This window comes from Mesorhizobium sp. CA16 (genome assembly GCF_020165175.1).
Classification (GTDB): domain Bacteria; phylum Pseudomonadota; class Alphaproteobacteria; order Rhizobiales; family Rhizobiaceae; genus Mesorhizobium.
On the sequence record NZ_JAIUHP010000032.1, the window covers coordinates 1 to 21,632 of the forward strand.

General features: G+C 64.4%; 23 protein-coding genes. 11 read left to right on the forward strand and 12 right to left on the reverse strand.

Features of this window, described 5'->3' with window-relative positions; all coding sequences use genetic code 11:
- Positions 1-198: 198 nt before the first annotated feature.
- The gene (locus LB525_RS27385) at positions 199-987 is read right to left on the reverse strand and encodes a DUF1223 domain-containing protein (protein ID WP_224532841.1); all 789 of its coding nucleotides are present in this window, start codon (positions 985-987) and stop codon (positions 199-201) included.
- 413 nt (positions 988-1,400) lie between these two features.
- Positions 1,401-4,091 (reverse strand): aconitate hydratase AcnA, encoded by a 2,691-nt coding sequence (gene acnA, locus LB525_RS27390; RefSeq protein WP_224549449.1) that lies wholly within the window; start codon positions 4,089-4,091, stop codon positions 1,401-1,403.
- Positions 4,092-4,374: 283 nt separating this feature from the next.
- Between acnA and ccmA the strand changes: the two genes are divergently transcribed.
- The 4 genes from ccmA to LB525_RS27410 all read left to right on the forward strand — a co-directional run bounded on the left by ccmA (position 4,375) and on the right by LB525_RS27410 (position 6,699).
- On the forward strand, positions 4,375-4,983 hold the full coding sequence (gene ccmA / locus LB525_RS27395; protein WP_224549461.1) for a heme ABC exporter ATP-binding protein CcmA: 609 nt from the start codon (positions 4,375-4,377) through the stop codon (positions 4,981-4,983).
- Between the two features lie 196 nt (positions 4,984-5,179).
- On the forward strand, positions 5,180-5,845 hold the full coding sequence (gene ccmB / locus LB525_RS27400; RefSeq protein WP_224549463.1) for a heme exporter protein CcmB: 666 nt from the start codon (positions 5,180-5,182) through the stop codon (positions 5,843-5,845).
- A 117-nt stretch (positions 5,846-5,962) separates the two neighbouring features.
- Positions 5,963-6,130 (forward strand): heme exporter protein CcmD, encoded by a 168-nt coding sequence (gene ccmD, locus LB525_RS27405; protein WP_140700683.1) that lies wholly within the window; start codon positions 5,963-5,965, stop codon positions 6,128-6,130.
- Positions 6,127-6,699, forward strand: a complete 573-nt coding sequence (locus LB525_RS27410) for a DsbE family thiol:disulfide interchange protein (RefSeq protein ID WP_224549465.1) — start codon at positions 6,127-6,129, stop codon at positions 6,697-6,699. The genes ccmD and LB525_RS27410 overlap by 4 nt, the downstream gene beginning before the upstream one ends.
- A gap of 237 nt (positions 6,700-6,936) precedes the next feature.
- Here the strand turns inward: LB525_RS27410 and LB525_RS27415 are convergent, their stop codons facing one another.
- Positions 6,937-7,101 carry a hypothetical protein gene (locus LB525_RS27415; protein WP_181165005.1) on the reverse strand — a complete coding sequence of 55 codons (165 nt, stop codon included), beginning with the start codon at positions 7,099-7,101 and terminating at the stop codon, positions 6,937-6,939.
- 274 nt (positions 7,102-7,375) lie between these two features.
- Between LB525_RS27415 and LB525_RS27420 the strand changes: the two genes are divergently transcribed.
- Both LB525_RS27420 and LB525_RS27425 read left to right on the forward strand, forming a co-directional pair.
- Entirely contained in the window at positions 7,376-8,296 is a 921-nt protein-coding gene (locus tag LB525_RS27420; protein ID WP_224549467.1) for an SMP-30/gluconolactonase/LRE family protein, read from the forward strand.
- 28 nt (positions 8,297-8,324) lie between these two features.
- Entirely contained in the window at positions 8,325-8,531 is a 207-nt protein-coding gene (locus LB525_RS27425; protein WP_140684309.1) for a tautomerase family protein, read from the forward strand.
- A gap of 195 nt (positions 8,532-8,726) precedes the next feature.
- Here LB525_RS27425 and LB525_RS27430 read toward each other — a convergent pair whose 3' ends face one another.
- The 8 genes from LB525_RS27430 to LB525_RS27465 form a co-directional block, all read right to left on the reverse strand.
- Positions 8,727-9,260, reverse strand: a complete 534-nt coding sequence (locus tag LB525_RS27430; RefSeq protein ID WP_224549479.1) for an NADPH-dependent FMN reductase — start codon at positions 9,258-9,260, stop codon at positions 8,727-8,729.
- 37 nt (positions 9,261-9,297) lie between these two features.
- A complete protein-coding gene (locus LB525_RS27435; protein ID WP_224549481.1) occupies positions 9,298-9,918 on the reverse strand; it encodes a pyridoxamine 5'-phosphate oxidase family protein in 621 nt (206 codons plus the stop codon).
- Positions 9,919-9,980: 62 nt separating this feature from the next.
- Positions 9,981-10,637, reverse strand: coding sequence for a septation protein A (locus tag LB525_RS27440; protein ID WP_224549483.1), 657 nt, complete (start codon positions 10,635-10,637; stop codon positions 9,981-9,983).
- A gap of 62 nt (positions 10,638-10,699) precedes the next feature.
- Positions 10,700-12,325, reverse strand: a complete 1,626-nt coding sequence (ftsY, locus tag LB525_RS27445) for a signal recognition particle-docking protein FtsY (protein ID WP_224549485.1) — start codon at positions 12,323-12,325, stop codon at positions 10,700-10,702.
- A 14-nt stretch (positions 12,326-12,339) separates the two neighbouring features.
- The gene (gene mtaB, locus LB525_RS27450; RefSeq protein WP_224549488.1) at positions 12,340-13,668 is read right to left on the reverse strand and encodes a tRNA (N(6)-L-threonylcarbamoyladenosine(37)-C(2))-methylthiotransferase MtaB; all 1,329 of its coding nucleotides are present in this window, start codon (positions 13,666-13,668) and stop codon (positions 12,340-12,342) included.
- A complete protein-coding gene (gene dapF, locus LB525_RS27455) occupies positions 13,668-14,552 on the reverse strand; it encodes a diaminopimelate epimerase (RefSeq protein WP_224549490.1) in 885 nt (294 codons plus the stop codon). Before dapF ends, mtaB begins: the two co-directional genes overlap by 1 nt.
- Before the next feature lie 158 nt (positions 14,553-14,710).
- A complete protein-coding gene (locus tag LB525_RS27460) occupies positions 14,711-14,872 on the reverse strand; it encodes a DUF1328 family protein (protein WP_031195454.1) in 162 nt (53 codons plus the stop codon).
- A gap of 30 nt (positions 14,873-14,902) precedes the next feature.
- The gene (locus LB525_RS27465; RefSeq protein WP_224549492.1) at positions 14,903-15,940 is read right to left on the reverse strand and encodes an MBL fold metallo-hydrolase; all 1,038 of its coding nucleotides are present in this window, start codon (positions 15,938-15,940) and stop codon (positions 14,903-14,905) included.
- 127 nt (positions 15,941-16,067) lie between these two features.
- On the opposite strand from LB525_RS27465, the gene LB525_RS27470 reads away from it, so the two are divergent.
- From LB525_RS27470 to zapE, 3 genes are all read left to right on the forward strand, one after another.
- Positions 16,068-16,505 carry a VOC family protein gene (locus LB525_RS27470; RefSeq protein ID WP_224549493.1) on the forward strand — a complete coding sequence of 146 codons (438 nt, stop codon included), beginning with the start codon at positions 16,068-16,070 and terminating at the stop codon, positions 16,503-16,505.
- A gap of 197 nt (positions 16,506-16,702) precedes the next feature.
- Positions 16,703-17,242 (forward strand): protease inhibitor Inh/omp19 family protein, encoded by a 540-nt coding sequence (locus tag LB525_RS27475; protein WP_140846345.1) that lies wholly within the window; start codon positions 16,703-16,705, stop codon positions 17,240-17,242.
- A gap of 73 nt (positions 17,243-17,315) precedes the next feature.
- Positions 17,316-18,518, forward strand: coding sequence for a cell division protein ZapE (gene zapE / locus LB525_RS27480; protein WP_224549495.1), 1,203 nt, complete (start codon positions 17,316-17,318; stop codon positions 18,516-18,518).
- 252 nt (positions 18,519-18,770) lie between these two features.
- Here zapE and LB525_RS27485 read toward each other — a convergent pair whose 3' ends face one another.
- Entirely contained in the window at positions 18,771-19,229 is a 459-nt protein-coding gene (locus LB525_RS27485; RefSeq protein WP_224549497.1) for a GNAT family N-acetyltransferase, read from the reverse strand.
- A gap of 211 nt (positions 19,230-19,440) precedes the next feature.
- Between LB525_RS27485 and mdh the strand changes: the two genes are divergently transcribed.
- Entirely contained in the window at positions 19,441-20,409 is a 969-nt protein-coding gene (mdh, locus tag LB525_RS27490; protein ID WP_095769532.1) for a malate dehydrogenase, read from the forward strand.
- Positions 20,410-20,436: 27 nt separating this feature from the next.
- Positions 20,437-21,630 carry an ADP-forming succinate--CoA ligase subunit beta gene (gene sucC, locus LB525_RS27495; protein ID WP_224549499.1) on the forward strand — a complete coding sequence of 398 codons (1,194 nt, stop codon included), beginning with the start codon at positions 20,437-20,439 and terminating at the stop codon, positions 21,628-21,630.
- The last annotated feature ends 2 nt before the right edge of the window (positions 21,631-21,632 follow it).

The following is a 21,632-nucleotide window of genomic DNA, read 5'->3' on the forward strand; positions in this document are numbered from 1 at the left end:
TCCTTTCCCTCCGGAGGGGGGAAAGGTGGCGCTGCGAAGCAGCGACGGATTGGGGGAACCACCTGGCAATCAAGCCTTCAGCCGATCAATCACGCCGATCAAGGCCATGCCGGCTATCCGAACTCCCAGAGATTGCCTGCCTTGTGGTGAGAAGCGGTCCGCGCTAGCGGACGAAAAGCCAATTGCTAGAACGGGGAGCTAAAGCCGGTCCGGCTTGCGGATGAAGGCGGCGCCGAGGATCGGCCCCGGCATGCCGTCCTTGCCGACCGACTGCAGCAGCACCGCGCAGCCGCCCTTCTTGGCGATCTCGGTCATCGGCAGTTCGTAACGCTGCGCCTTGCCGTGCCACATGCCGGCGGTCTGGATGTCGGAAACGGCGTTCCAGTAGGTCAGGCTGCGGCCGCTGTTCTCGCCCTGGCCGATCTTCACCGTCTGCGGCGGATCGAAATAGACGATCACAACATGGGCGTCGCTCGGGCCGTTGCCGGCGTCGCCCGCGTCGATCATGACGCGGTCGCTGGTTCGGCTCACCTTGATGCCGACCCGCATGCCCTCGCCGGTCCGGTCCATCCGGGCCAAGGCGCCGTCGACATCCTTGCGGCTGGCGCCGTTGACGTGGCTGCGGCCGTTGATGACGGCTTGCGGCGTGTAGACCGAGCGGCTGCCGAAGGCGCGCATATAGTCATATTGGCGCTCGGTGTTTTCCTTGGTGCTCAGCGTGTCCTGCCAGCCGAGATAGTCCCAGTAATTGACGTGGTAGGCGAGCGCGATGATGTCGTCCTTGCCGGCGAGCTCAGCAAAGAACTCGTCGGCCGGCGGACAGGAACTGCAGCCCTGGCTGGTGAACAATTCGATCACGCCCAAGGGCTTGTCGGTCTGAGGCTTGCCGGTCACGGCCTTGGCGGGCTCGGCTGCAAGGGCCGCGCCGCCCAACGCGGTGAGGGCCAGCGCCAGTGCCGCAAGCCGCAATCGTCCTTGAATTGCCATGACTTTCCAATTCCCGCCGGTGACGCCGGCCTTGTTCTGATTGCCAAAATATGTGGCAGAAGCGCCAGTCAACGGGAAGTCACGTTGCGGTGAAATTTTTGATGTTGCGGCAGCAGGTAAGGGCGCAATAGCCGGGGTGATTGCATTTCACGGCGCGGTTCGATTCGGGAGCAGCGTCCTCGCCATGTGGCAAACTCTCCTGGCCCCAGTCGATCTCTATTGCGAGCGGACGGGGCCTGGACTTTGGGCGGAGCCGGCCAATGCTTCGACCAAACTGGCTTTCATTGCCGCGGGACTGCTGGCGACGGCGAGGTTGGGAAGGCGAAGGCAGTAGGCAGTAGGCAGTAGGCAGTAGGCAGTAGGCAGTAGGTGTCCTGTTTCCCTACTGCCTAAGCCCTACTCCCTTGCTGCTGTTAAGCAGCGAGATCCCGCAGCACGTACTGCAAGATGCCGCCATTCTTGAAGTAGTCGAGCTCGTCCAGCGTATCGATGCGGCAGACGATCGGCACGTTCTTCACCGTGCCGTCGCCGAAGGTCACCTTGGCGACCATCTTCTGGCGCGGCTTGATCGTGTCCAGGCCGTCGATCTCGACCAGCTCGTCGCCCTTCAAATTGAGCGAGGCCCATGAGGTGCCGTCCTCGAAGACAAAGGGGATGACGCCCATGCCGACCAGGTTGGATCGGTGGATGCGCTCGAAGGACTGGGCGATGACCGCGCGGACGCCAAGGAGATTCGTTCCCTTGGCCGCCCAGTCGCGGGAGGAGCCGTTGCCGTATTCGACGCCGGCGAAGATCACCAGCGGCACGCCTTCCTGCTTGTATTCCATGGCGGCGTCGTAGATCGACATCTCCTCCTTCGAAGGATAGTGGATCGTGTAGCCGCCTTCGCGGCCGTTCTCGCCCAGCATGTGGTTGCGGATGCGTATGTTGGCGAAGGTGCCGCGCATCATCACCTCATGATTGCCGCGCCGCGTGCCGTACTGGTTGAAGTCGGCGACGCCGACGCCATGCTCGGTGAGATACTTGCCGGCCGGCGAAGCGGCCTTGATCGAACCGGCCGGCGAGATGTGGTCGGTGGTGATCTTGTCGCCGAAGAGACCGAGCACCCGCGCGCCCTTGATGTCGCCGATCTTGCCGAAGGCGCGGCCCATGCCGGCGAAATAGGGCGGGTTCTGCACATAGGTCGAGTGGTCGTCCCAGGCGTAAGTCTGGCCTTCAGGCACCTTGACCTTCTGCCAATAGGCGTCGCCCTTGAAGACGTCGGCATATTTGCGGGCGAACAGCTCGCGGGTGACGTTCTTCTCGATGAACTCCTGGATCTCGGCCGAGGTCGGCCAGATGTCCTTGAGATAGACCGGCTTGCCGTCGCTGCCTTCGCCGAGCGGCTCGGTCGTCAGATCCCTGGTCACCGTGCCGGCCAGCGCATGCGCCACGACCAGCGGCGGCGAGGCGAGGTAGTTCGCCTGCACGTCCGGCGAGACGCGGCCTTCGAAGTTGCGGTTGCCGGACAAGACCGCGGCGGCGATCAGGCCCTTGTCGTTGATGGTCTTCGAGATCGGCGCCGGCAGCGGGCCGGAATTGCCGATGCAGGTGGTGCAGCCGAAGCCGACCAGGTTGAAGCCGATCTGGTCGAGCTCCTTCTGCAGGCCGGACTTTTCGAGATATTCGGCCACCACCTGGCTGCCCGGCGCCAGCGAGGTTTTCACCCACGGCTTCTGCTTCAGGCCGCGCCGGTTGGCGTTGCGGGCCAGCAGGCCGGCGCCGATCAGCACGCTCGGGTTCGAGGTATTGGTGCAGGAGGTGATGGCGGCGATGACGACGTCTCCATGGCCGAGATCGTGATCGGTGCCCTCGACGGCGTAGCGCTTCGAGATCTCGGCTGCCTTCTTGTATTCGGTCTCCATCGCCTTGGCGAAGCCGGCGGGGATGTCCTGCAGGGCGACGCGGCCCTCGGGACGCTTCGGGCCGGCCATCGACGGCACCACATCGCCGAGGTCGAGCTCGAGCAGATCGGTGAAGACCGGGTCGGCCGAGCCGGCGTCTCGCCACATGCCTTGCGCCTTGGAGTAGGCCTCGGCCAGCGCGATGCGGTTTTCCTCGCGGCCGGACATGGTGAGGTAACGGATGGTTTCGGAGTCCACCGGGAAGAAGCCGCAGGTGGCGCCATATTCCGGCGCCATGTTGCCGATGGTGGCGCGGTCTGCCAGCGTCATGTTGGAGAGGCCGGGGCCGAAGAACTCGACGAACTTGCCGACGACACCCTTCTTGCGCAGCATCTGGGTGACGGTGAGCACCAGGTCGGTGGCGGTGACGCCTTCCTTGAGCCTGCCGGTGAGGCGGAAGCCGATGACCTCGGGCAAAAGCATGGAGACCGGCTGGCCGAGCATCGCGGCCTCGGCCTCGATGCCGCCGACGCCCCAGCCCAACACGCCGAGGCCGTTGATCATGGTGGTGTGCGAATCGGTGCCGACGCAGGTGTCGGGATAGGCGACGGTTTCGCCGTCCTCCGAATTGGTCCACACCACCTGTCCGAGATATTCGAGGTTGACCTGGTGGCAGATGCCGGTGCCGGGCGGCACGACGCGGAAGTTGCGGAAGGCCTGCTGGCCCCATTTGAGGAATTTGTAGCGCTCTTCGTTGCGCTCATATTCGAGCTCGACATTGCGGGCGAAGGCCATCGGCGTGCCGAACTCGTCGACGATGACGGAGTGGTCGATGACGAGATCGACCGGCACCAGCGGATTGATCTTTTCCGGGTCGCCGCCGAGCGCCTTGATGCCGTCGCGCATGGCGGCGAGGTCGACGACGGCCGGAACGCCGGTGAAATCCTGCATCAGCACGCGGGCCGGGCGATAGGCGATCTCGACGCCGGCGGTGCCCTTGTCGGTCAGCCAGGCGGCGACCGCCTGGATCGATTCCCTGGTGACCGAGCGGCCATCCTCGTTGCGCAGCAGGTTCTCCAGCAGCACCTTCATCGAATAGGGCAGCCGGGCGATGCCGGTGAGGCCGTTCTTCTCGGCCTCAACGAGGTCGAAATAAACATAGTCCGCCCCACCTGCGGTCAGGGTGCGGCGGCAATTGAAACTGTCGAGGGATTTCGTCACGGCGATCCGTCCTTGTCTGTTCAGCCTGAAAGGGAACGGACGCCGTTGGCATGCAATCACGCGCAAAGGTGCGGGTACGGCCATTTCCGCTGTCCGCTCCCAAGCAACCCGAGCCGTTCAAGGCGGCGCGTGCGCTGGTTCGGCGCTAATTCTGATCCCGCGCCGACCGCTGGCACGGATGAACCGCATATAGAGAATTTCCCGGAATAGTTCTAGACAGTCGAAAGACGAATTTGCGTGAGGCGGCGAGCGCCGCGAAACGGTGCTTTCGGGACGGGCAAGAATGCGGCTGATCGCCGAAAATCTGGGCGGCGAGCGCGGCGGCGAGACGGTTTTCTCCAACATCAGCTTCGCGCTGGAAAAAGGCGAGGCGCTTATCGTCACCGGGCCGAACGGCGCGGGCAAATCGACGCTGCTGAGAATCGTCGCCGGGCTGCTGCCGGCCGCCGGAGGCAAGGTGTTTGTCGAGGGCGGTGGCGAGGCTTTCCCAACGGTCGCCTCGGCTTCGCATTATCTCGGCCATCTCAACGCAATGAAGACGGCGCTCAGCGTCGAGGAGAATCTCGGCTTCTGGTGCGCCTTCCAGGGCGAGCCGGGGCTGGACGTCGAAGAGGCGCTGGAGACGGTGGCGCTCGCCGGTCTCGGGCATCTGCCCTTCGGCTATCTGTCGACGGGGCAAAGACGACGCGCGTCGATCGCCAAGCTTTTGGTGAGCCGCCGGCCGGTCTGGCTGCTCGACGAGCCCACGGCGGGGTTGGACAAGGCCTCGGAGGAGCGGTTCGCGGGGCTGATGCGGAGGCATCTCGACGATGGGGGGATCGTGGTTGCGGCGACGCATCTGCCGCTGGGGTTGGAGGGGGCGAAGGAATTGCAAATGAGGGTAGGTCATTGATGTCGGTGCTCTACGGCCCCCCCCTCTGCCCTGCCGGGCATCTCCCCCTCAAGGGGGGAGATCGGCAGTTTGGGCGCCTCGCTAGCCTTGCTACGCTGGAGATTGGCGAAAGCCGAGGCGACATCCAATCTCCCCCCTTGAGGGGGAGATGGCCGGCAGGCCAGAGAGGGGGGCCTGGGCGCGGGCATCTCAAATCATGCTAGCCCTCTTCCTCCGCGACATGCGCCTTTCCATCCGCGTCGGCGGCGGGGCGCTGATCGGCGTGATTTTTTTCCTCGCCGTGATCGTCACCATCCCGTTCGGCGTCGGTCCCGATCTCAACCTCCTGTCGCGCATCGGCCCGGCCATCCTGTGGATCGCTGCGCTGCTTGCCTGCCTGCTCGGGGTCGACCGGCTGTTCCAGGCCGACCGCGAGGACGGCTCGCTGGATCTCCTGGTGCTGAACGGCGACCGCCACATGCTGGCGCTGACGGTGCTGACGAAATGCCTGGCGCACTGGACGGGCAGCGTGCTGCCGCTGGTGGTCGCGGCACCTCTGCTCGGCCTGTTCATGAATATGGCGCCGCTGGGCATCGGCGCCACGGCGCTCACGCTTCTCGTCGGTACGCCGGCCATCACCTTCATCGGCGCGGCAGGCGCCGCGGTGGCGGTGGCGCTGCCGCGCGGCGGATTGCTTATTTCGGTGCTGGTGCTGCCTTTGACCATTCCGGTGCTGATCTTCGGCGTTTCGGCAAGCTATGGCGCGGTGGCCGATCCGGCGCCGTTCCTGCAGCCTTTCCTCATTCTTGCCGCGCTGACGCTGTTTCTTGCGGTGCTCGGTCCACTGGCGGCGGCGCTGGCGCTGCGGCACGGGACGGATTGAGGCGACGAAGACGTTGCCTCACTGCGGCACCACGGCAAATTGCGGACCGGCCGACGCGGGGTTATGGAAAGACATGATCGGAACGGTTGACATGGCTACGAGCAGGGAGCGGTCGCTATGAGCGCGCACGCCCTGTTCGTCACTGCCGCCTATGCCATCACCGCCGTTGTGCTGGCCGGTCTGATCGGCTGGATCCTGCTCGACCAGCGGGCGCGCAGGCGTGAGCTTGCGGCACTTGAAGCGGCCGGGGTGCGGCGGCGTTCCGACAAGGCCGTCAAGCCATGAGCCTCGAAACCGAAGCGCCGCGCCGCCGCCTGTTCGTGCTTCTGCCGCTCTTGGTGTTCCTGGGGTTGGCGGGGCTGTTCCTGTCGCAGCTTCTCTCGGGCCGCGACACCTCGGAAATCCCCTCGGCGCTGATCGGCCTGCCGGCGCCACAGACCGACTTGCCGCCGCTCGAAGGGACGAGCCTGCCGGGGCTCGCGTCAAAAGACTTTACCGGCAAGGTGACGCTGGTCAATGTGTTCGCGTCCTGGTGCGCGCCGTGCCGGGAAGAGCATCCGGTGCTTCTCGGCCTCTCGCAGGACAAGCGCTTCACGCTCGCCGCGCTGAACTACAAGGACCAGCCGGAAAACGCCCGCCGCTTCCTTGGCGAGCTCGGCGATCCGTACCAAGCGATCGGCGTGGATCCGGCCGGACGCGCGGCGATCGACTGGGGCGTCTATGGCGTGCCGGAGACCTTCGTCATCGGCAAGGACGGCAAGATTGCCTACAAGCATGTCGGGCCACTGACGCCCGACTCCGTGAGAGCGTTGCTGTTGCCGCAGATCGAGAAAGCGCTGTCGGCGCCGGGTTGACGCGGCGCTGGGTCAAGGCGCGCCGCTTACGTCGTCATTCTAGGGCGAAGCAAGGAGCGAAGCGACGCGGCGCAGACCCTAGAATCCATTCCGTGACGTTGATCGAGGAATGCGGCGGCCTGGATTTCGGCGCTTGCGCAGCGCGCGTTCTGCATCGCTGCGACGCTTGGAAATCGCGGAATGGATTCTCGGGTCAAGCCCGAGAATGACGAAGTGGCCGGACGATCGGCCTGCCGCTCAGCCGTAGATCTGCTTGTGGATCTGGTAGAGCATCTCGGAACGGTCGGCGCGCAGATCGGCGAGATCGCGGCTGGACAGGTTCTCGATTTCGGCGACGAGGCGGTTGTAGTGGCGGCGCTTGGCCATGGTGGCGCGGGCGCGGGAGACAAGATTGTCGAACATGACAGGGTTCCTTCTTCGTTATTCCTCCCTGACGATTGCCAGCATGACATAGGAATGATGCATTGCAAAAGAAAGATGTTGCAATGCACCATTGCAGCCAGCGCATAGCCGGTTAACCGCAAGCTAACGGGCCATGCGTCCGGCGTGGCATACGAGACCGGTCCGCTTCACGCAGTTCTCATCCGTTTTGTCATACAAATTGCAGACTGCCGCCTTGCCAGATCGCCTTCGGGCTGGCTTGATCGCCCGTCACGTGAATGCCGGGAGGAAAAGCATGGCGGCCGCAGACTATTACGAAATTCTCGATCCACGCTTCGCGCGCCTGTTCAACGGTAGCGCGCAGGTGGAGAAGCTGTTCACCGGATGCCGCTGGGCAGAAGGACCGGCCTGGTTCGCCGCCGGCCGCTATGTCGTCTGGTCGGATATTCCAAACAACCGCATGCTGCGCTATGACGAAACCGACGGGAGCGTCAGCGTGTTCCGCCAGCCGTCCGGCAATTCCAACGGCAACACGGTCGACCGGCAGGGCCGGCTGGTGACCTGCGAGCATTCCGGCCGCCGCGTCAGCCGGACGGAGTTTGACGGCTCGGTCACCACCATCGCCGACAAATGGAAAGGCAAGCGGCTGAACTCGCCCAACGACGTGGTGGTGCGCTCCGACGGCTCGATCTGGTTCACCGATCCGAGCTACGGCATCGACACCGACTATGAGGGCGACAAGGCCGAAAGCGAGATCGGCGCCTGCAATGTCTATCGCGTCGATCCCGAGACCGGCGATGTCGAGGCGGTCATCACCGACATGGTGCGGCCGAACGGGCTCGCCTTCTCGCTCGACGAAAGCCTGCTCTATGTCGTCGACACCGGCCGCACGCATGGCGAGAAGAATCCGGCGCATATGCGCGTCTTCAACGTCGGCAAGCACGGCAAGAAGGTTTCCGGCGGCAAGGTGTTCGCCGACTGCACCGCAGGCCTGTTCGACGGGTTCCGGCTCGATTCGGAGGGCCGCATCTGGACAAGTGCCGCCGACGGCATCCATTGCTATGACCCCGACGGCACGCTGATCGGCAAGGTGAAGGTGCCGGAAGTGACCGCCAACTGCGTGTTCGGCGGCAACAAACTCAACTGCCTCTACATCGCCGGCACCACCTCGCTCTACATGGTGAGGCTCATGGTGAACGGGGCCAAGACGTACTGACAGCGAGGCATATCAGCGGGAGAGAAAAATGCCGTTCGTCAACATCCGCATCGTCAAGGAAGTGATTGCCGCCGATCCGGCCGGCAAGAAGGCTGACATCGCCAAGAAGGTGACTGCGGCCATCATGGATGCCACCGGGCTCGGCAACGACGACGTCTGGGTGGTGTTCGAGGAGGTCAACGCCCGCGACTGGTATGTCGGCAAGACCGATGTCGAGACGCGGAGGAAGGGGTAGGGTTCTCCCTTCTCCCCTTGTGGGAGAAGGTGGCCTCGCGAAGCGAGGTCGGATGAGGGGTGTTCCAGCCTGGCGACGCCGTTCGTCCAGCGACGAGGCCCCAACGGCTCACTTCGCTGGAACACCCCTCATCCGTCTCGGCGCTGCGCGCCGATCCACCTTCTCCCACAAGGGGAGAAGGGGAAGACGCGCCACTCATCGTCCGCCAACAAACCCCACGAAAGCCTCGATCGCCTCGCGCATTGCCTGCCGGTTCGTGTCCTCGCTGAGGATTGCCTCCACCTCCGCCGGCTTCTTGCCCAGCAGCGCGATCTCCAGCGCCGTCTCCTCATACATCGCGAAGGACATCGTCCGCATGACCTCGGCAAGCGCTGCCCGCGCATAGAGCGAGCGGGGCGAGGCGTGGACCAGCATCGCCGGCTTGCCCACCGCCGCGTCGCGCGAGACCAGCCAGTCGAGCGCATTCTTCATGCCGCCGGGCACGCCATGCGCGTATTCCGGGCAGGAGACGATGACGCCGTCTGCGCGGGTGATCATCTCGATCAACTTTGCCGCTTCGGGCGGCGTGCGCTCGCCCTCGTCGTCGGGGTTGAAGATCGGCAAGCGGCCGAGGCCATCATAGACCTGGACACGGCAGGCCGCGGGCGCGTTGGCAGCCAATGCGGCAACCAGGGCCGAGTTGGTCGAGGCGGCGCGCAGGCTGCCCGATATGGCGATGATCTCGGTCAAGGGAGAGCCGGACGAAGGGTTGAGTCGTCCGGCAAGCCTACCACATGGTCTGGCGGTAATCGTGGTCCAGCTCGCGGTCGATCTCGCCGGCGCTTTCGCTGAGCGCCAACTGGTCGCGGATGATCTGGCCGAGGGTCGGCAGGGTCGCGCGGTCGTACCAGGTCTCCGGCTTCCACAGATCGGAGCGCATGAAGGCCTTGGCGCAGTGCATATAGGCGGCCTTGACCGTCACCAGGATCACGCTCTGCGGCTCCTTGCCGTCGACGGCCAGCCGTTCGCGCAAGGTCGGGTCGACAGTGATGCGGGCGTCGCCATTGACGCGTAGCGTCTCGTTCATGCCGGGAATGAGAAAGAGCAGTCCGACCGATGGGTTGCGGATGATGTTTTCCAGCGTGTCCAGCCGGTTGTTGCCGGGACGGTCGGGAATGGCGATGGTGGCGTTGTCGAGGATGGCGGTGAAGCCGGGCTTGTCACCTTTCGGCGTCACGTCGGCATTGCCGGCGCCGTCGGAGGAGCCGATCAGCACGAAGGGGCTCTTGCCGATGAAGGATCGGCAATGGCCGTCGAGGACTTTGAGCTCCTTGCGGATCGAGCCGTCGGTCGGCCGGGGCGTCTTGTAGATCGTCCTCAGCTCGTCATGCGTGGTGAGGAATTCCATGCTGCCCCTCATTTTGGCGCAATTCCGGACGGAAACCGCTGCACTCTTTTCCTGGAATTGCTTTAATTCCCGGCCTTCTCTTCCTTGGCTTTTTCCTCCAGCGAGTGGCGCATGATCAGCGGCATCTGGCTGAAGGTGAACAGCAAAGTGATCGGGATCGTGCCCCAGACCTTGAAATAAAGCCAGGTCGCCTCGGAAAAGTTGCGCCACACGACCTCATTGAGCACGGCGAGGAACAGGAAGAACAGCCCCCAGCGGAAGGTCAGCTTGCGCCAGCCTTCGGCATCGAGCTGGAAGGCGGAATCGAAGACGTAGCCGAGCAGCGAGCGGCCGAACAGCAGCCCGCCGAGCAACGTGACGCCGAACAGCGAATTGATGATCGTCGGCTTCATGAAGGCGAAGGTCTTGTCCTGCAGGTAAAGCGCCAGCGCGCCGAAGACGAAGACGACGATCGCCGAGACCAGCGGCATCAGCGGCAGGCTGCGCGTGAGCAGCCATGAGGCGCCGAGCGAAAGCGCGGTGGCCACCATGAAGAAGGCGGTGGCGATCAGGATCGGTTCGCCGAGATGGGCGAGCACCGGGAATTTCTCGGCCAGCCACTCGCCGCGGATGGTGGTGAAGAAGAACACCAGGCCCGGACCCAATTCGAGCAGGAACTTCAATCCGGGATTCATCGGCTTACGGCGTGGATCGGACGGGTCGCGTTCGAGGATGTTCATAAAAGTCCTTCTTGCGCATGATCTGGCCGAAAAGCAGGCGGCCTTGCAAGATCGCGCCTTGTTCAAGCCACGCCGGCGATGGCTCTCGCGAATTCGCTGGCGGAAAACGGTTCAAGGTCGTCGACCTGCTCGCCGACGCCGATGAAATAGACCGGCAGCCGGTGCTTGGCGGCGATCGCCACCAGAATACCGCCGCGCGCCGTGCCGTCCAGCTTGGTCATCACCAGGCCGTTGACGCCGGCGACGTTGCGGAAGATCTCAACCTGGTTCAGCGCGTTCTGGCCGGTGGTGGCATCGACCGTCTGCAGCACCGTGTGCGGTGCTTCGGGATCGAGCTTTCCCAGCACGCGCACGATCTTCTCCAGCTCGGCCATTAGCTCGGTCTTGTTCTGCAGGCGCCCGGCCGTGTCGATGATCAGCACGTCGGAGCCGGCCTCCTTCGCCTTCTCGAAGGCGTCATAGGCGAGGCCCGCCGCATCGGCGCCGAGCTTGGAGGCGACGACCGGCGATTTCGTGCGCTCGCCCCAGATCTTGAGCTGCTCGATCGCGGCGGCGCGGAACGTGTCGCCGGCGGCCAGCATCACCTTGAGGCCGCCATCGGTGAGCTTGGCGGCCAGCTTGCCGATGGTGGTGGTCTTGCCGGTGCCGTTGACGCCGACGACCAGGACGACATGCGGCTTGTGGCTGAGGTCGAGCTCGAGCGGCCTGGCGACCGGCGCCAGCACCTTCTCCACCTCCGCCGCCATCACGGCGCGGACTTCGACGTCGGAGACGTCGCGGCCGTAGCGGCTGGAGGCAAGCGAATCGGTGACGCGCAGCGCGGTTTCCAAGCCAAGATCGGCGCGGATCAGCACGTCCTCCAGGTCCTGCAGGGTATCCTCGTCCAATTTGCGCTTGGTGAAGACGCCGGCGATGTTGCCGGTGAGCTCGCGCGATGAGCGGGCAAGCCCTTCGCGCATGCGCTGGAACCAGGAGCGCCGCGGCGCCGGTTCCGGCGCCTTCACCGGCTCGGCCTTCTGCTCGACCTTTTTTGAGACCGTTACCTTGCCGGCAGAGGGCGCGGGTGTCGGCGGCGACGGCAAAGCCTCCGGCTCCGCTGCGATCTCGGCATGGATCGGCTGCAGCTCGACGGGCGCGGGCTGTCGAATAGGAGGCGCGATTTCCGCTACGGCTTCGGCGGATGGTTCCACAGAGGGCGGCGCCGCTGGTGGCACCTCGATGGGCACTGGCGTTTCGACCGGGACTTCGGCAGGCGGCGTCGGCACTTCGACCGGTGGCTGCTCAGGCAGCGGTTCCGGACGCGAAGGCTGGATGTCAGGTTGCGTCGGCGCAGGTGCGGGCACTTCCTGCGGAGCAGGTTCGGGCGTCGGCGCAGGTAAAGGCTCGGGTTGTGCCGGCGGCACTTCCTCGGGGGCCGGCGGCTCCGGCTTCTCGGGCGCCGGCTGCGGCTCTTCTTCCGGCTCAGGCTGCGGCAGCGGTTCCGGCTCGGCGGGAATGGTGGGCTCTGGCACCGGCGGAATGGATGGAGCAGGCTCGGGCTTCGGCTCTTCGGGAACCGGTTGAGGCTCAGTCTCCGGCTTCAGCGCGTCCAGCGCGTCCCACTTGATCGGCGGCAGCGCTTCGTCGACGCGCTCCTCGACGACCTCTTTCCTGCCGAACGAAAATATCTTCTTGAAGAAACCAGCCATACGTCTCGCAGTTCTCAGGCGGCTTGCGCGGCAAGCGGGGCCGCAATCAGCCGGGCGCCGTCATGGCCGGCGACCATGGCATCGACGATCTCGCCGGGCGCGCCGGCGTCGATCGCGGCCGGCGTAAAACCTTCGGTGCGGCCGAGCCCGTCGCGCTCGACCAGGATCGATTGCCGTGTGCCGGAGAGCGACGACAAATGATGGCGATAGGCGGTCTCGCCGGCGGCGCGCAGCCTGGCGGCGCGCGTCTTCACCACCTCACGGCGGACCTGCGGCATGCGCGCGGCCGGCGTGCCTTCGCGTGGCGAGAACGGAAAGACGTGGAGATGCGTCAGGCCGCATTCCTCAACGATTTTCTCCGAATTCTCGAACATCGCCTCGGTCTCGGTCGGGAAGCCGGCGATGATGTCGGCGCCGAAGACGATGCCGGGACGCAGCTTGCGCACGTCCTCGCAGAAGCGGATCGACTGGTCGCGCAAATGCCGGCGCTTCATGCGCTTCAGGATCATGTCGTCGCCCGATTGCAGCGACAGATGCAGATGCGGCATCAGCCTCTGTTCAGTAGCGATGGCGTCGAGCAGGTCGTCGTCGGCCTCGATGGAATCGATGGAGGACAATCTCAGCCGCTTCACGTCGGGCACCTGGCGCAGGATCGTCTTCACCAGCTTTCCCAGCTTTGGCGCGCCCGGCAGGTCGGCGCCGAAACTAGTCATGTCGACGCCGGTCAAAACGATCTCGGCATAGCCGTTGCCGGCGAGGCGCTTGACCTGCTCCACCACCGCGCCCATAGGCACGGAGCGCGAGTTGCCGCGGCCGTAAGGGATGATGCAGAAGGTGCAGCGATGGTCGCAGCCATTCTGCACCTGCACGAAGGCGCGCGCGCGGCCCTCGATGGCGTCGACCATGTGGCTTGCCGTCTCGCGCACCGAAAAAATGTCGTTGACGCGCGCCTTCTCGGTGTCGTTGACGCCGAAATCGGGCAGCGCGCGGTAGGAGTTGGCCTTGAGCTTCTCCTCATTACCGAGCACCAGGTCCACCTCGTCCATTGCGGCGAAATTCTGCGGCTCGGTCTGGGCCGCGCAGCCGGTGACGATGATGCGGGCTGAAGGGTTCTCGCGGCGGGCCTTGCGGATCGCCTGCTTGGCCTGGCGCACCGCTTCGGCGGTGACGGCGCAGGTGTTGAAGATGAAGGCGCCGCCATTGAGCTCGCCCAGGCCGGCGCTTTCGGCCTCGCGGCGCATCACTTCGGATTCATAGGTGTTCAGCCGGCAGCCGAAGGTGACGACGTCGATACCTGTCGTGGTGGAGGCTTGGGATACCACGCCTTTTTGAAGGGCGGACATCAGGCGGCGCTTTCGGTGTCGCGGGCCCAGGCGCCGGTCGAGGGATCGAAGCTGCCGGAAAATTCCCATTCGGCGGCACCTGTCAGGATGACGTGATCGTCGTCGCGCCATTCGACATTGAGCTCGCCGCCGCCGGGCGCGAGCAGCGAGACGCTGCGGCCGGTGCGCCTGGTGCGGGCCGCCGCGACCGCGGCGGCGCAAGCCGCCGAGCCGCAGGCCTTGGTGAGGCCGGCGCCGCGCTCCCAGGTACGGATGATCATGGTTTCGGGCGAAGTCACCTGGGCAATGGTGATGTTGGCGCGCTCGGGGAAGATCGGATGATTCTCAAGCAGCGGGCCGAAGCGGTCCAGCTCATAAGACCAGACGTCGTTGTCGACCCAGAAGATCGCGTGCGGGTTGCCCATCGACACCGCCGAGGGCGAATGCAGCACCGGGGCGTCGATCGGCCCGATCTGCAGCTCGATCATGCGGGTGTCGCGGAATTCTTCCGCCAGCGGGATCTCCTGCCAGCCGAAACGCGGCTTGCCCATGTCGACCGAAATAAGACCGTCCGCATGCTCCTGCGCATTCAGGACGCCGGCGCGGGTCTCGAAGGTGAAGCTCTTGTTGCCCGTCTCGGCGGCCAAAGCCTGCACGACGCAGCGCATGCCGTTGCCGCAGGCCTGCGCGCTGGTACCGTCGGAGTTCAGGATGTCGATATAATACGCCGTGCCCGGCGTCTTCGCGTCGTGGATCGCCATGATCTGGTCGAACTTCGTCGCCGCGTCGCCATTGAGGGCGATCGCGGCCGCCGCCGTCACCTTATCGGCGCGGCCGCGCATATCGGCAACGATGATCTCGTTGCCGATGCCGTTCATCTTGGCGAAGGGGGCGCTGCTTGCCATCCAACCGGTCGTTCCAATCCGTTGGGCGCTATATGGCGGAAACGGGCGGGAATTACCAGTCCGGCGTGGCTCTGGCGGCGACGAAGAAGAGGCCGCGCAGCGACCGGTCGTGCAGCGACGACCAAGTGGTCGCGCCAGCGACGACCAAGTGGTCGCGCTTATGTTACCGCGAAGACGCCGAGCACGATCAGCAGGAAGATGATCAGCACGATGCCGATGAGGATGCGCGCGCCGGTAGCGGCCGCGCCTGCCAAAGCCGGCATGCCGAGCAGGCTCGCGGCGGCGGCGATGATGAGAAGGATGATGATCCACCTGATCATGGGGAAGCTCCAGCGGTTTGCGTCGTCCGATCAACGCGTTTGGCCGGTTTGGGTTCCTTTGTAGATGGCCGGCACGTCCCACAGCTCTCCCGGTCGCATGGCACGGAAACGCTCCGGCGGCAGGTCTTCGGCGGCCAAAGCCTCGGCCAGTTTCCGGGCCGGCTCATCGACCGGCTCGTCGGTGAGGTGGAAGGTGCCCCAGTGACAGCCGGCGGCAAAGGCGGCGTTGCACAGCTTCATGCCCTGAACGGCCTCCTGCGGATTCTGGTGCTGCGGCGCCATGAACCAGCGCGGCTCATAGGCTCCGATCGGCAGGATGGCGAGGCGGAAGCCGCCATGCTTTTCTCCCATCAGCCGGTAGTTGATGCCGTCATGGAAGCCGGTGTCGCCGGCGAAATAGATATTGCCGGCCATCGTCTCGATGACGAAGCCCGCCCACAGCGCCATGCGGCGGTCGCGCCCGCCGCGCGCCGACCAGTGATGCGCCGGTTCGACATGGATGGCGGCCGTGCCGGCATCGAGCCTGTCGCCCCAATCATGCACGCTGAGCCGCATGCCGGGCGCCGCGCGGCCGATGATGGCGTCATTGCCGAGCGGCGCGATCACCAGCGGATCGTGTCTCTCCCTCAGCCGCTTCAGCGTGGCGAGGTCGAGATGGTCGTAGTGATTGTGGCTGATCAGGACCAGGTCGATCGGCGGCAGGTCGGCAAAGGCAATCCCCGGCGCATTGACCCTCTTCGGCCCGGCGAAGGCGAAAGGCGAGGCGCGCTCCGACCAGACCGGATCGGTCAGGATATTCAACCCCGCCGTCTGGATGAGAAGCGAAGCATGGCCGACCATGGTGAGTCTCAGCGCGCTGCCTTCCACCCGTATGTCCGGCTTCGCCGGGGGATACGGGCTCGGAACCGAAGCCGGCCATTTCACCCGCCCGCCGCCGAATTGCCATTTGAGGAGATCGCTGAAGCTCCCGGGCGGCCTGCCGCCGGGATTGAAGAACAGGGCGCCGTCGAAATGAACGCTGGGCGGCCCGCTGTAGTAGCGGTTGGCGGTTCCTTTCCTCGCGGCCATTCTGTCTCCCGCCCGCTTGTGTCGTCTCCTGAGATAAGGACGCGCCGGCCTGGCGCAAGCATTTTGCCGCCGAATGCCAATGGCCGAAGCCGGGCTCGTCTAGGATCGGCAGACAGGGGTGATCGTCATGGTAATGAAGCGAACCAAGACACCGTGGATGAAGGCGGAGGATTTCGGTCGCTCGCTGCCGCCTGGGGTCGGCATCAACCTGTTGGTTACCGACCTGACGGCGATGGAGGCTTTCTGCCGCGACGTGCTTGGCGCCCGGATCATCTATGGCGACGAGGATTTCGCGGCGATCGAGCTGTTGGGCTCGATCTTCATGCTGCACGCCGATCATTCCTATATGGACAATCCGATGATCGGCGTCACCGCAGGCGCCGAGACTCGCGGGGCCGGTATCGAACTGCGCCTTTACGGCGCCGATCCGGACTCGGCCGAGAAAAAGGCGGCCGCGCTCGGCCACATCGTGCTGGCCGGCTCGATCGACAAGCCGCATGGCTTGCGCGAATGCTACACCGTCGGCCCGGATGGTTATGTGTTCGTGCCGAGCACCAGGATTTAATATTGATATTTCAATAGATTACAAGGTTTTCAGCGGCGGCTTCCCGACTGTGGCCCTCCGCTGCGATAAATTTGCAACAGCCATTTCGAAAACCCTATTTTAACCATATCGGGTTGAAATTCTGCCACCTTCGCCGTCTTGGTGAAGCGGAGATTACGCGGATGGCTCCCCCCGGCCAGATCCGACGGAGGTGGTAAATGCATTTTTCAAGGACCGGCCTTGTGGCCGTATCGCTGGCCGCGCTCGTTGCGAGCGGCTGCTCGACTTCGCGCTTCTCGTCGATGGACGACCAGCAGCCGACACCGCTGACCCCGGCACCCTCCGGCACGGTGACGCAGAATCAGCTGCCGCCGCCGGCTTCCCCCGGCGCCGCCGATCCGTCGCAATTTCCGACCGCTCCGAAGAACACTCAGGTCGCGTCGCTGCCGCCGGACGGCACGGCGCCCGCCGGCGCCACCGATCTCACCGCGGCCAGCGTCGCCGGCGTCTGGAACGTCAATGTCTCCGGGCAGAGCTGCAAGGTGGCGACGCCGCAGACCAAGTTCGGCGCCGGCTACCGCGCCGGTCCGCTGCACTGCCCGGCGCCGATCGACGGCATCAAATCGTGGAATGTCGCCGGCAAGCAGCTGACGCTTTACGACGAAAACGGCGGCACGCTGGCCAGGCTCTATTCGTCCGGCGGCGAAAAGTTCGACGGCCAGACTTCCAACGGGCAGCCGATCTCGCTTACAAGATAACGCGAAACCGCCCCTGTTTACGCAATTCCGGATGGGAACCGTTTCCCCCGGATTGCTCTGGAATGACTTACCCATGCATCTGCGCGACGGTATCCAGACCCACGCGACCGTCAGGCAGCGCTACGAGCATCTCGTCCAAAGCGGGGCGGCCGAGCGCGACCCGGCGCAGGAGCGGATCGTCGCTGCGCTCGATCGGTTGATAGACGAGATCTCGGCCAAAAGGCTGGCGCATAAATCGAGCGCGCTGGGCTGGTTGTTCGCGGCCAAGCGTCAGCCGCGCGAGCCGGTCAAAGGTCTCTACATCCATGGCGGCGTTGGTCGCGGCAAGACCATGCTGATGGACATGTTCTTCGAGCTGTTGCCGGTCCGGCGCAAGCGCCGCGTGCATTTCAACGACTTCATGGCCGATGTGCAGGATCGTATCCAGAAGCACCGGCAGGCGCGCAAGAATGGCGACGTCAAGGAAGACGACCCGATCCCGCCGGTGGCGCGGGCGCTCGCCGATGAAGCCTGGGTGCTGTGCTTCGACGAATTCTCGGTCACCGACATCGCCGACGCGATGATCCTGTCGCGCCTGTTCTCGGCGCTGTTCGCCAACGGCGTGGTGCTGGTCGCCACCTCCAATGTGGCGCCGGAGAACCTTTATCGCGACGGGCTGAACCGCCAGCTCTTCCTGCCGTTCATCTCGCTGCTCGAGCGCAATGCACATGTGATGACGCTGGATGCCGAGAAGGACTACCGCCAGGAAAAGCTCAACCGCCAGCCGGTCTATGTCACGCCGGACGACGCCGCGGCCGAGCGCGCGCTCGACGAAGCCTGGAAGGCGATGACGCATGGCCAGCCGATCGGCGAGGTGACGCTGACGCTGAAAGGCCGCCAGCTCGGCGTGCCGCGCGCCGCCGGCGATGCGGCGCGCTTTTCCTTTGCCGACCTCTGCGAAAAGCCGCTCGGCGCGCGCGACTATCTGGCGATCGCCGGCCGCTTCTCGACGGTTTTCATCGACCATGTGCCGGTGCTGGGCGAAGGCAAGCGCAACGAGGCCAAGCGCTTCATCCTTTTGATCGACACGCTCTACGACCACCGCATGCGGCTGGTGATGAGCGCCGCGGCGCCGCCCGAACGGCTTTATACGGCCAAGCGCGGCACGGAAGTGTTCGAATTCGAGCGTACAGCCTCGCGCCTGGTCGAGATGCAGAGCCGCGACTGGCTGGACGGCTGGGCGGAACGGCGAAAAAAGGAGGTGGCGGCTGCAGAGGTGAGGCAGGCGAAGGGGTAGAAGGGGATTACCTTCGTCATTCTAGGGCGGAGCGACGCAAAGCGTCGCGGAGACCCTAGAATCCATTCCGTGACTTAGGACATGGAATGCAGCGGTTCAGAATGGGACTCATGTGGACGCCTCTCTGTCAGATCGTTCTGCCTCGTGGTATCGCTTTTATGTCACGGAATGGATTCTAGGGTCTGCGTGCGTCGCTTCGCTCCTTACTCCGCCCTAGAATGACGACTTGAAGGGACGGCTCCGTCAACCGCCCTAGGAGGAAGATGCAGTTTCGGCCAACTTCGAAAGCCGATATACATACATCACGAAATCCTCCGCCTTCCCATGCGGCTCCTCCCTCGTTTCATAAAGCGCCCGCGCCGGTCCGTTGTCGGGCTCGGTGCCGACCCAGGCTTCCTCACAGCCGTGCTCACGGCCGATCTCGAACGTCGCGTCGAGCATCTTTCGCGCGATGCCCTTCCGCTGGAAGGCCGGCGCCACGCCGATCTCGTCGATATAGAGCTCGCTCATCTTGTCGGGATGGCGATGAACGACGGCGGCGCACTGGCCGACCACGATTTCGTCGACGATCGCCACGATCATGAAATGGCCGGGCGAGTTGAGATAGGCAGCGAGACGGTCCGATCGCACCGGCTCGTCGAACACCTCCTCGGCCACCCGCATCACAACCGCGTCATCGCCCGGATGAAGCCTTCTGATTTCAACGTTCATTGTGTCAATTCTCCTCAGTCGGCTCATAAACTTTGACGTTTACGTAACTCCCGATGCATCTAACCGATTGAAAACGTTAGGCTCAAAATAATCGTTTGAATTTCTTGCGCGCCGGAGTTATTCGGGGCGGCCAAATCTCGCGGTTTCCCGCATCCTTTCGGCCCCTCCGGCCCGTCACGACTTCGTTACAGACAAAGGAAAACATCCTCACATGGCACGCAATAAGATAGCGCTCATCGGCTCGGGCATGATCGGCGGCACGCTCGCCCATATGATCGGCCTCAAGGATCTCGGCGACGTGGTGCTGTTCGATATCGCCGAGGGCATTCCGCAGGGCAAGGGTCTCGACATCGCGCAGTCTTCGCCGGTCGACGGCTTCGATTCCCGACTGACCGGCGTCAACGACTATGCCGGCATCGAGGGCGCGGATGTGTGCATCGTCACCGCCGGCGTTCCGCGCAAGCCTGGCATGAGCCGTGACGACCTTCTCGGCATCAACCTGAAGGTGATGGAACAGGTCGGCGCCGGGCTGAAGAAATATGCGCCGAAGGCCTTCGTCATCTGCATCACCAACCCGCTCGACGCCATGGTCTGGGCGCTGCAGAAGTTCTCCGGCCTGCCGACCAGCCATGTCGTCGGCATGGCCGGCGTGCTCGACAGCGCCCGCTTCCGCTATTTCCTGGCCGAAGAGTTCAAGGTCTCGGTCGAGGACGTCACCGCCTTTGTGCTCGGCGGCCACGGCGATTCCATGGTGCCGATGATCCGCTATTCGACCGTATCGGGCATTCCGCTGCCCGACCTCGTCAAGATGGGCTGGACCTCGAAGGAGAAGCTCGACCAGATCGTCCAGCGCACCCGCGACGGCGGCGCCGAGATCGTCGGCCTGCTCAAGACCGGCTCGGCCTATTACGCGCCGGCCGCCTCGGCGATCGCGATGGCCGAATCCTACCTCAAGGACAAGAAGCGCGTGCTGCCCTGCGCTGCGCATCTCTCGGGCCAGTATGGCGTGAAGAACACCTATGTCGGCGTTCCGGTGGTGATCGGCGCCGGCGGCGTCGAGCGCGTCATCGAGATCGATCTGTCCAAGGCCGAGCAGAAGATGTTCGACAATTCGGTCGCGGCCGTGCAGGGCCTGACCGAGGCCTGCACCAAGATCGCCCCGCATCTCGCCGGCAAATAAAACGTCCTTCCCCCGGAGACCAAGCGCATGAACATCCATGAGTATCAGGCCAAGGCGCTGCTGAAGACCTTCGGCGCGCCGGTCGCAAGCGGCGTTCCGGTGTTCAAGGCCAGCGAGGCGAAAGCCGCGGCAGAAGCGCTGCCCGGCCCGCTCTATGTCGTGAAGAGCCAGATCCATGCCGGCGGCCGCGGCAAGGGCAAGTTCAAGGAGCTCGGCCCTGATGCCAAGGGCGGCGTGCGCTTGGCGAAGTCGGCGGCGGAAGTCGTCGCCAATGCCGACGAGATGCTCGGCCACACGCTGGTCACCAAGCAGACGGGACCTGCCGGCAAGCAGGTCAACCGCCTCTATATTGAGGACGGCGCCGACATCGAGCGCGAGCTCTATCTGTCGATCCTGGTCGACCGTTCGGTCGGCCGCATCGCCTTCGTCGTCTCGACCGAGGGCGGCATGGACATCGAGACGGTCGCGCACGACACGCCGGAAAAGATCGTCACCGTTGCCATCGATCCGGAAAAGGGCGTGAGCGCCGACGACGTGAAGAAGCTCAACGCCGCGCTGAAGCTCGCCGGCGATGCGGCGAAGGATGGCGGCACGCTGTTCCCGATCCTCTACAAGGCCTTCGTCGAGAAGGACATGAGCCTGCTCGAGGTCAATCCGCTGATCGTCATGAAAGACGGCCATCTGCGCGTCCTGGACGCCAAAGTGTCGTTCGACAACAACGCGCTGTTCCGCCACCCGGACGTGATGGAATTGCGCGACACCTCCGAGGAGGACGAGAAGGAGATCGAGGCGTCGAAATACGACCTCGCCTATGTCGCGCTCGACGGCAATATCGGCTGCATGGTCAACGGCGCCGGCCTTGCCATGGCGACGATGGACATCATCAAGCTGTACGGTGCTGAGCCGGCTAACTTCCTCGACGTCGGCGGCGGCGCTTCCAAGGAAAAGGTCACGGCGGCGTTCAAGATCATCACCAAGGATCCGGCCGTCGAGGGTATCCTGATCAACATTTTCGGCGGCATCATGAAGTGCGACGTCATCGCCGAAGGCGTGATCGCCGCGGTCAAGGAAGTGGGCCTGAAGGTGCCGCTGGTCGTGCGGCTCGAAGGCACCAATGCCGAGCTCGGCAAGAAGATCATCAACGACAGCGGCCTCAACGTCGTGTCGGCCGACGATCTCGACGACGCGGCCAAGAAGATCGTGGCGGCGGTGAAGGGCTGAGC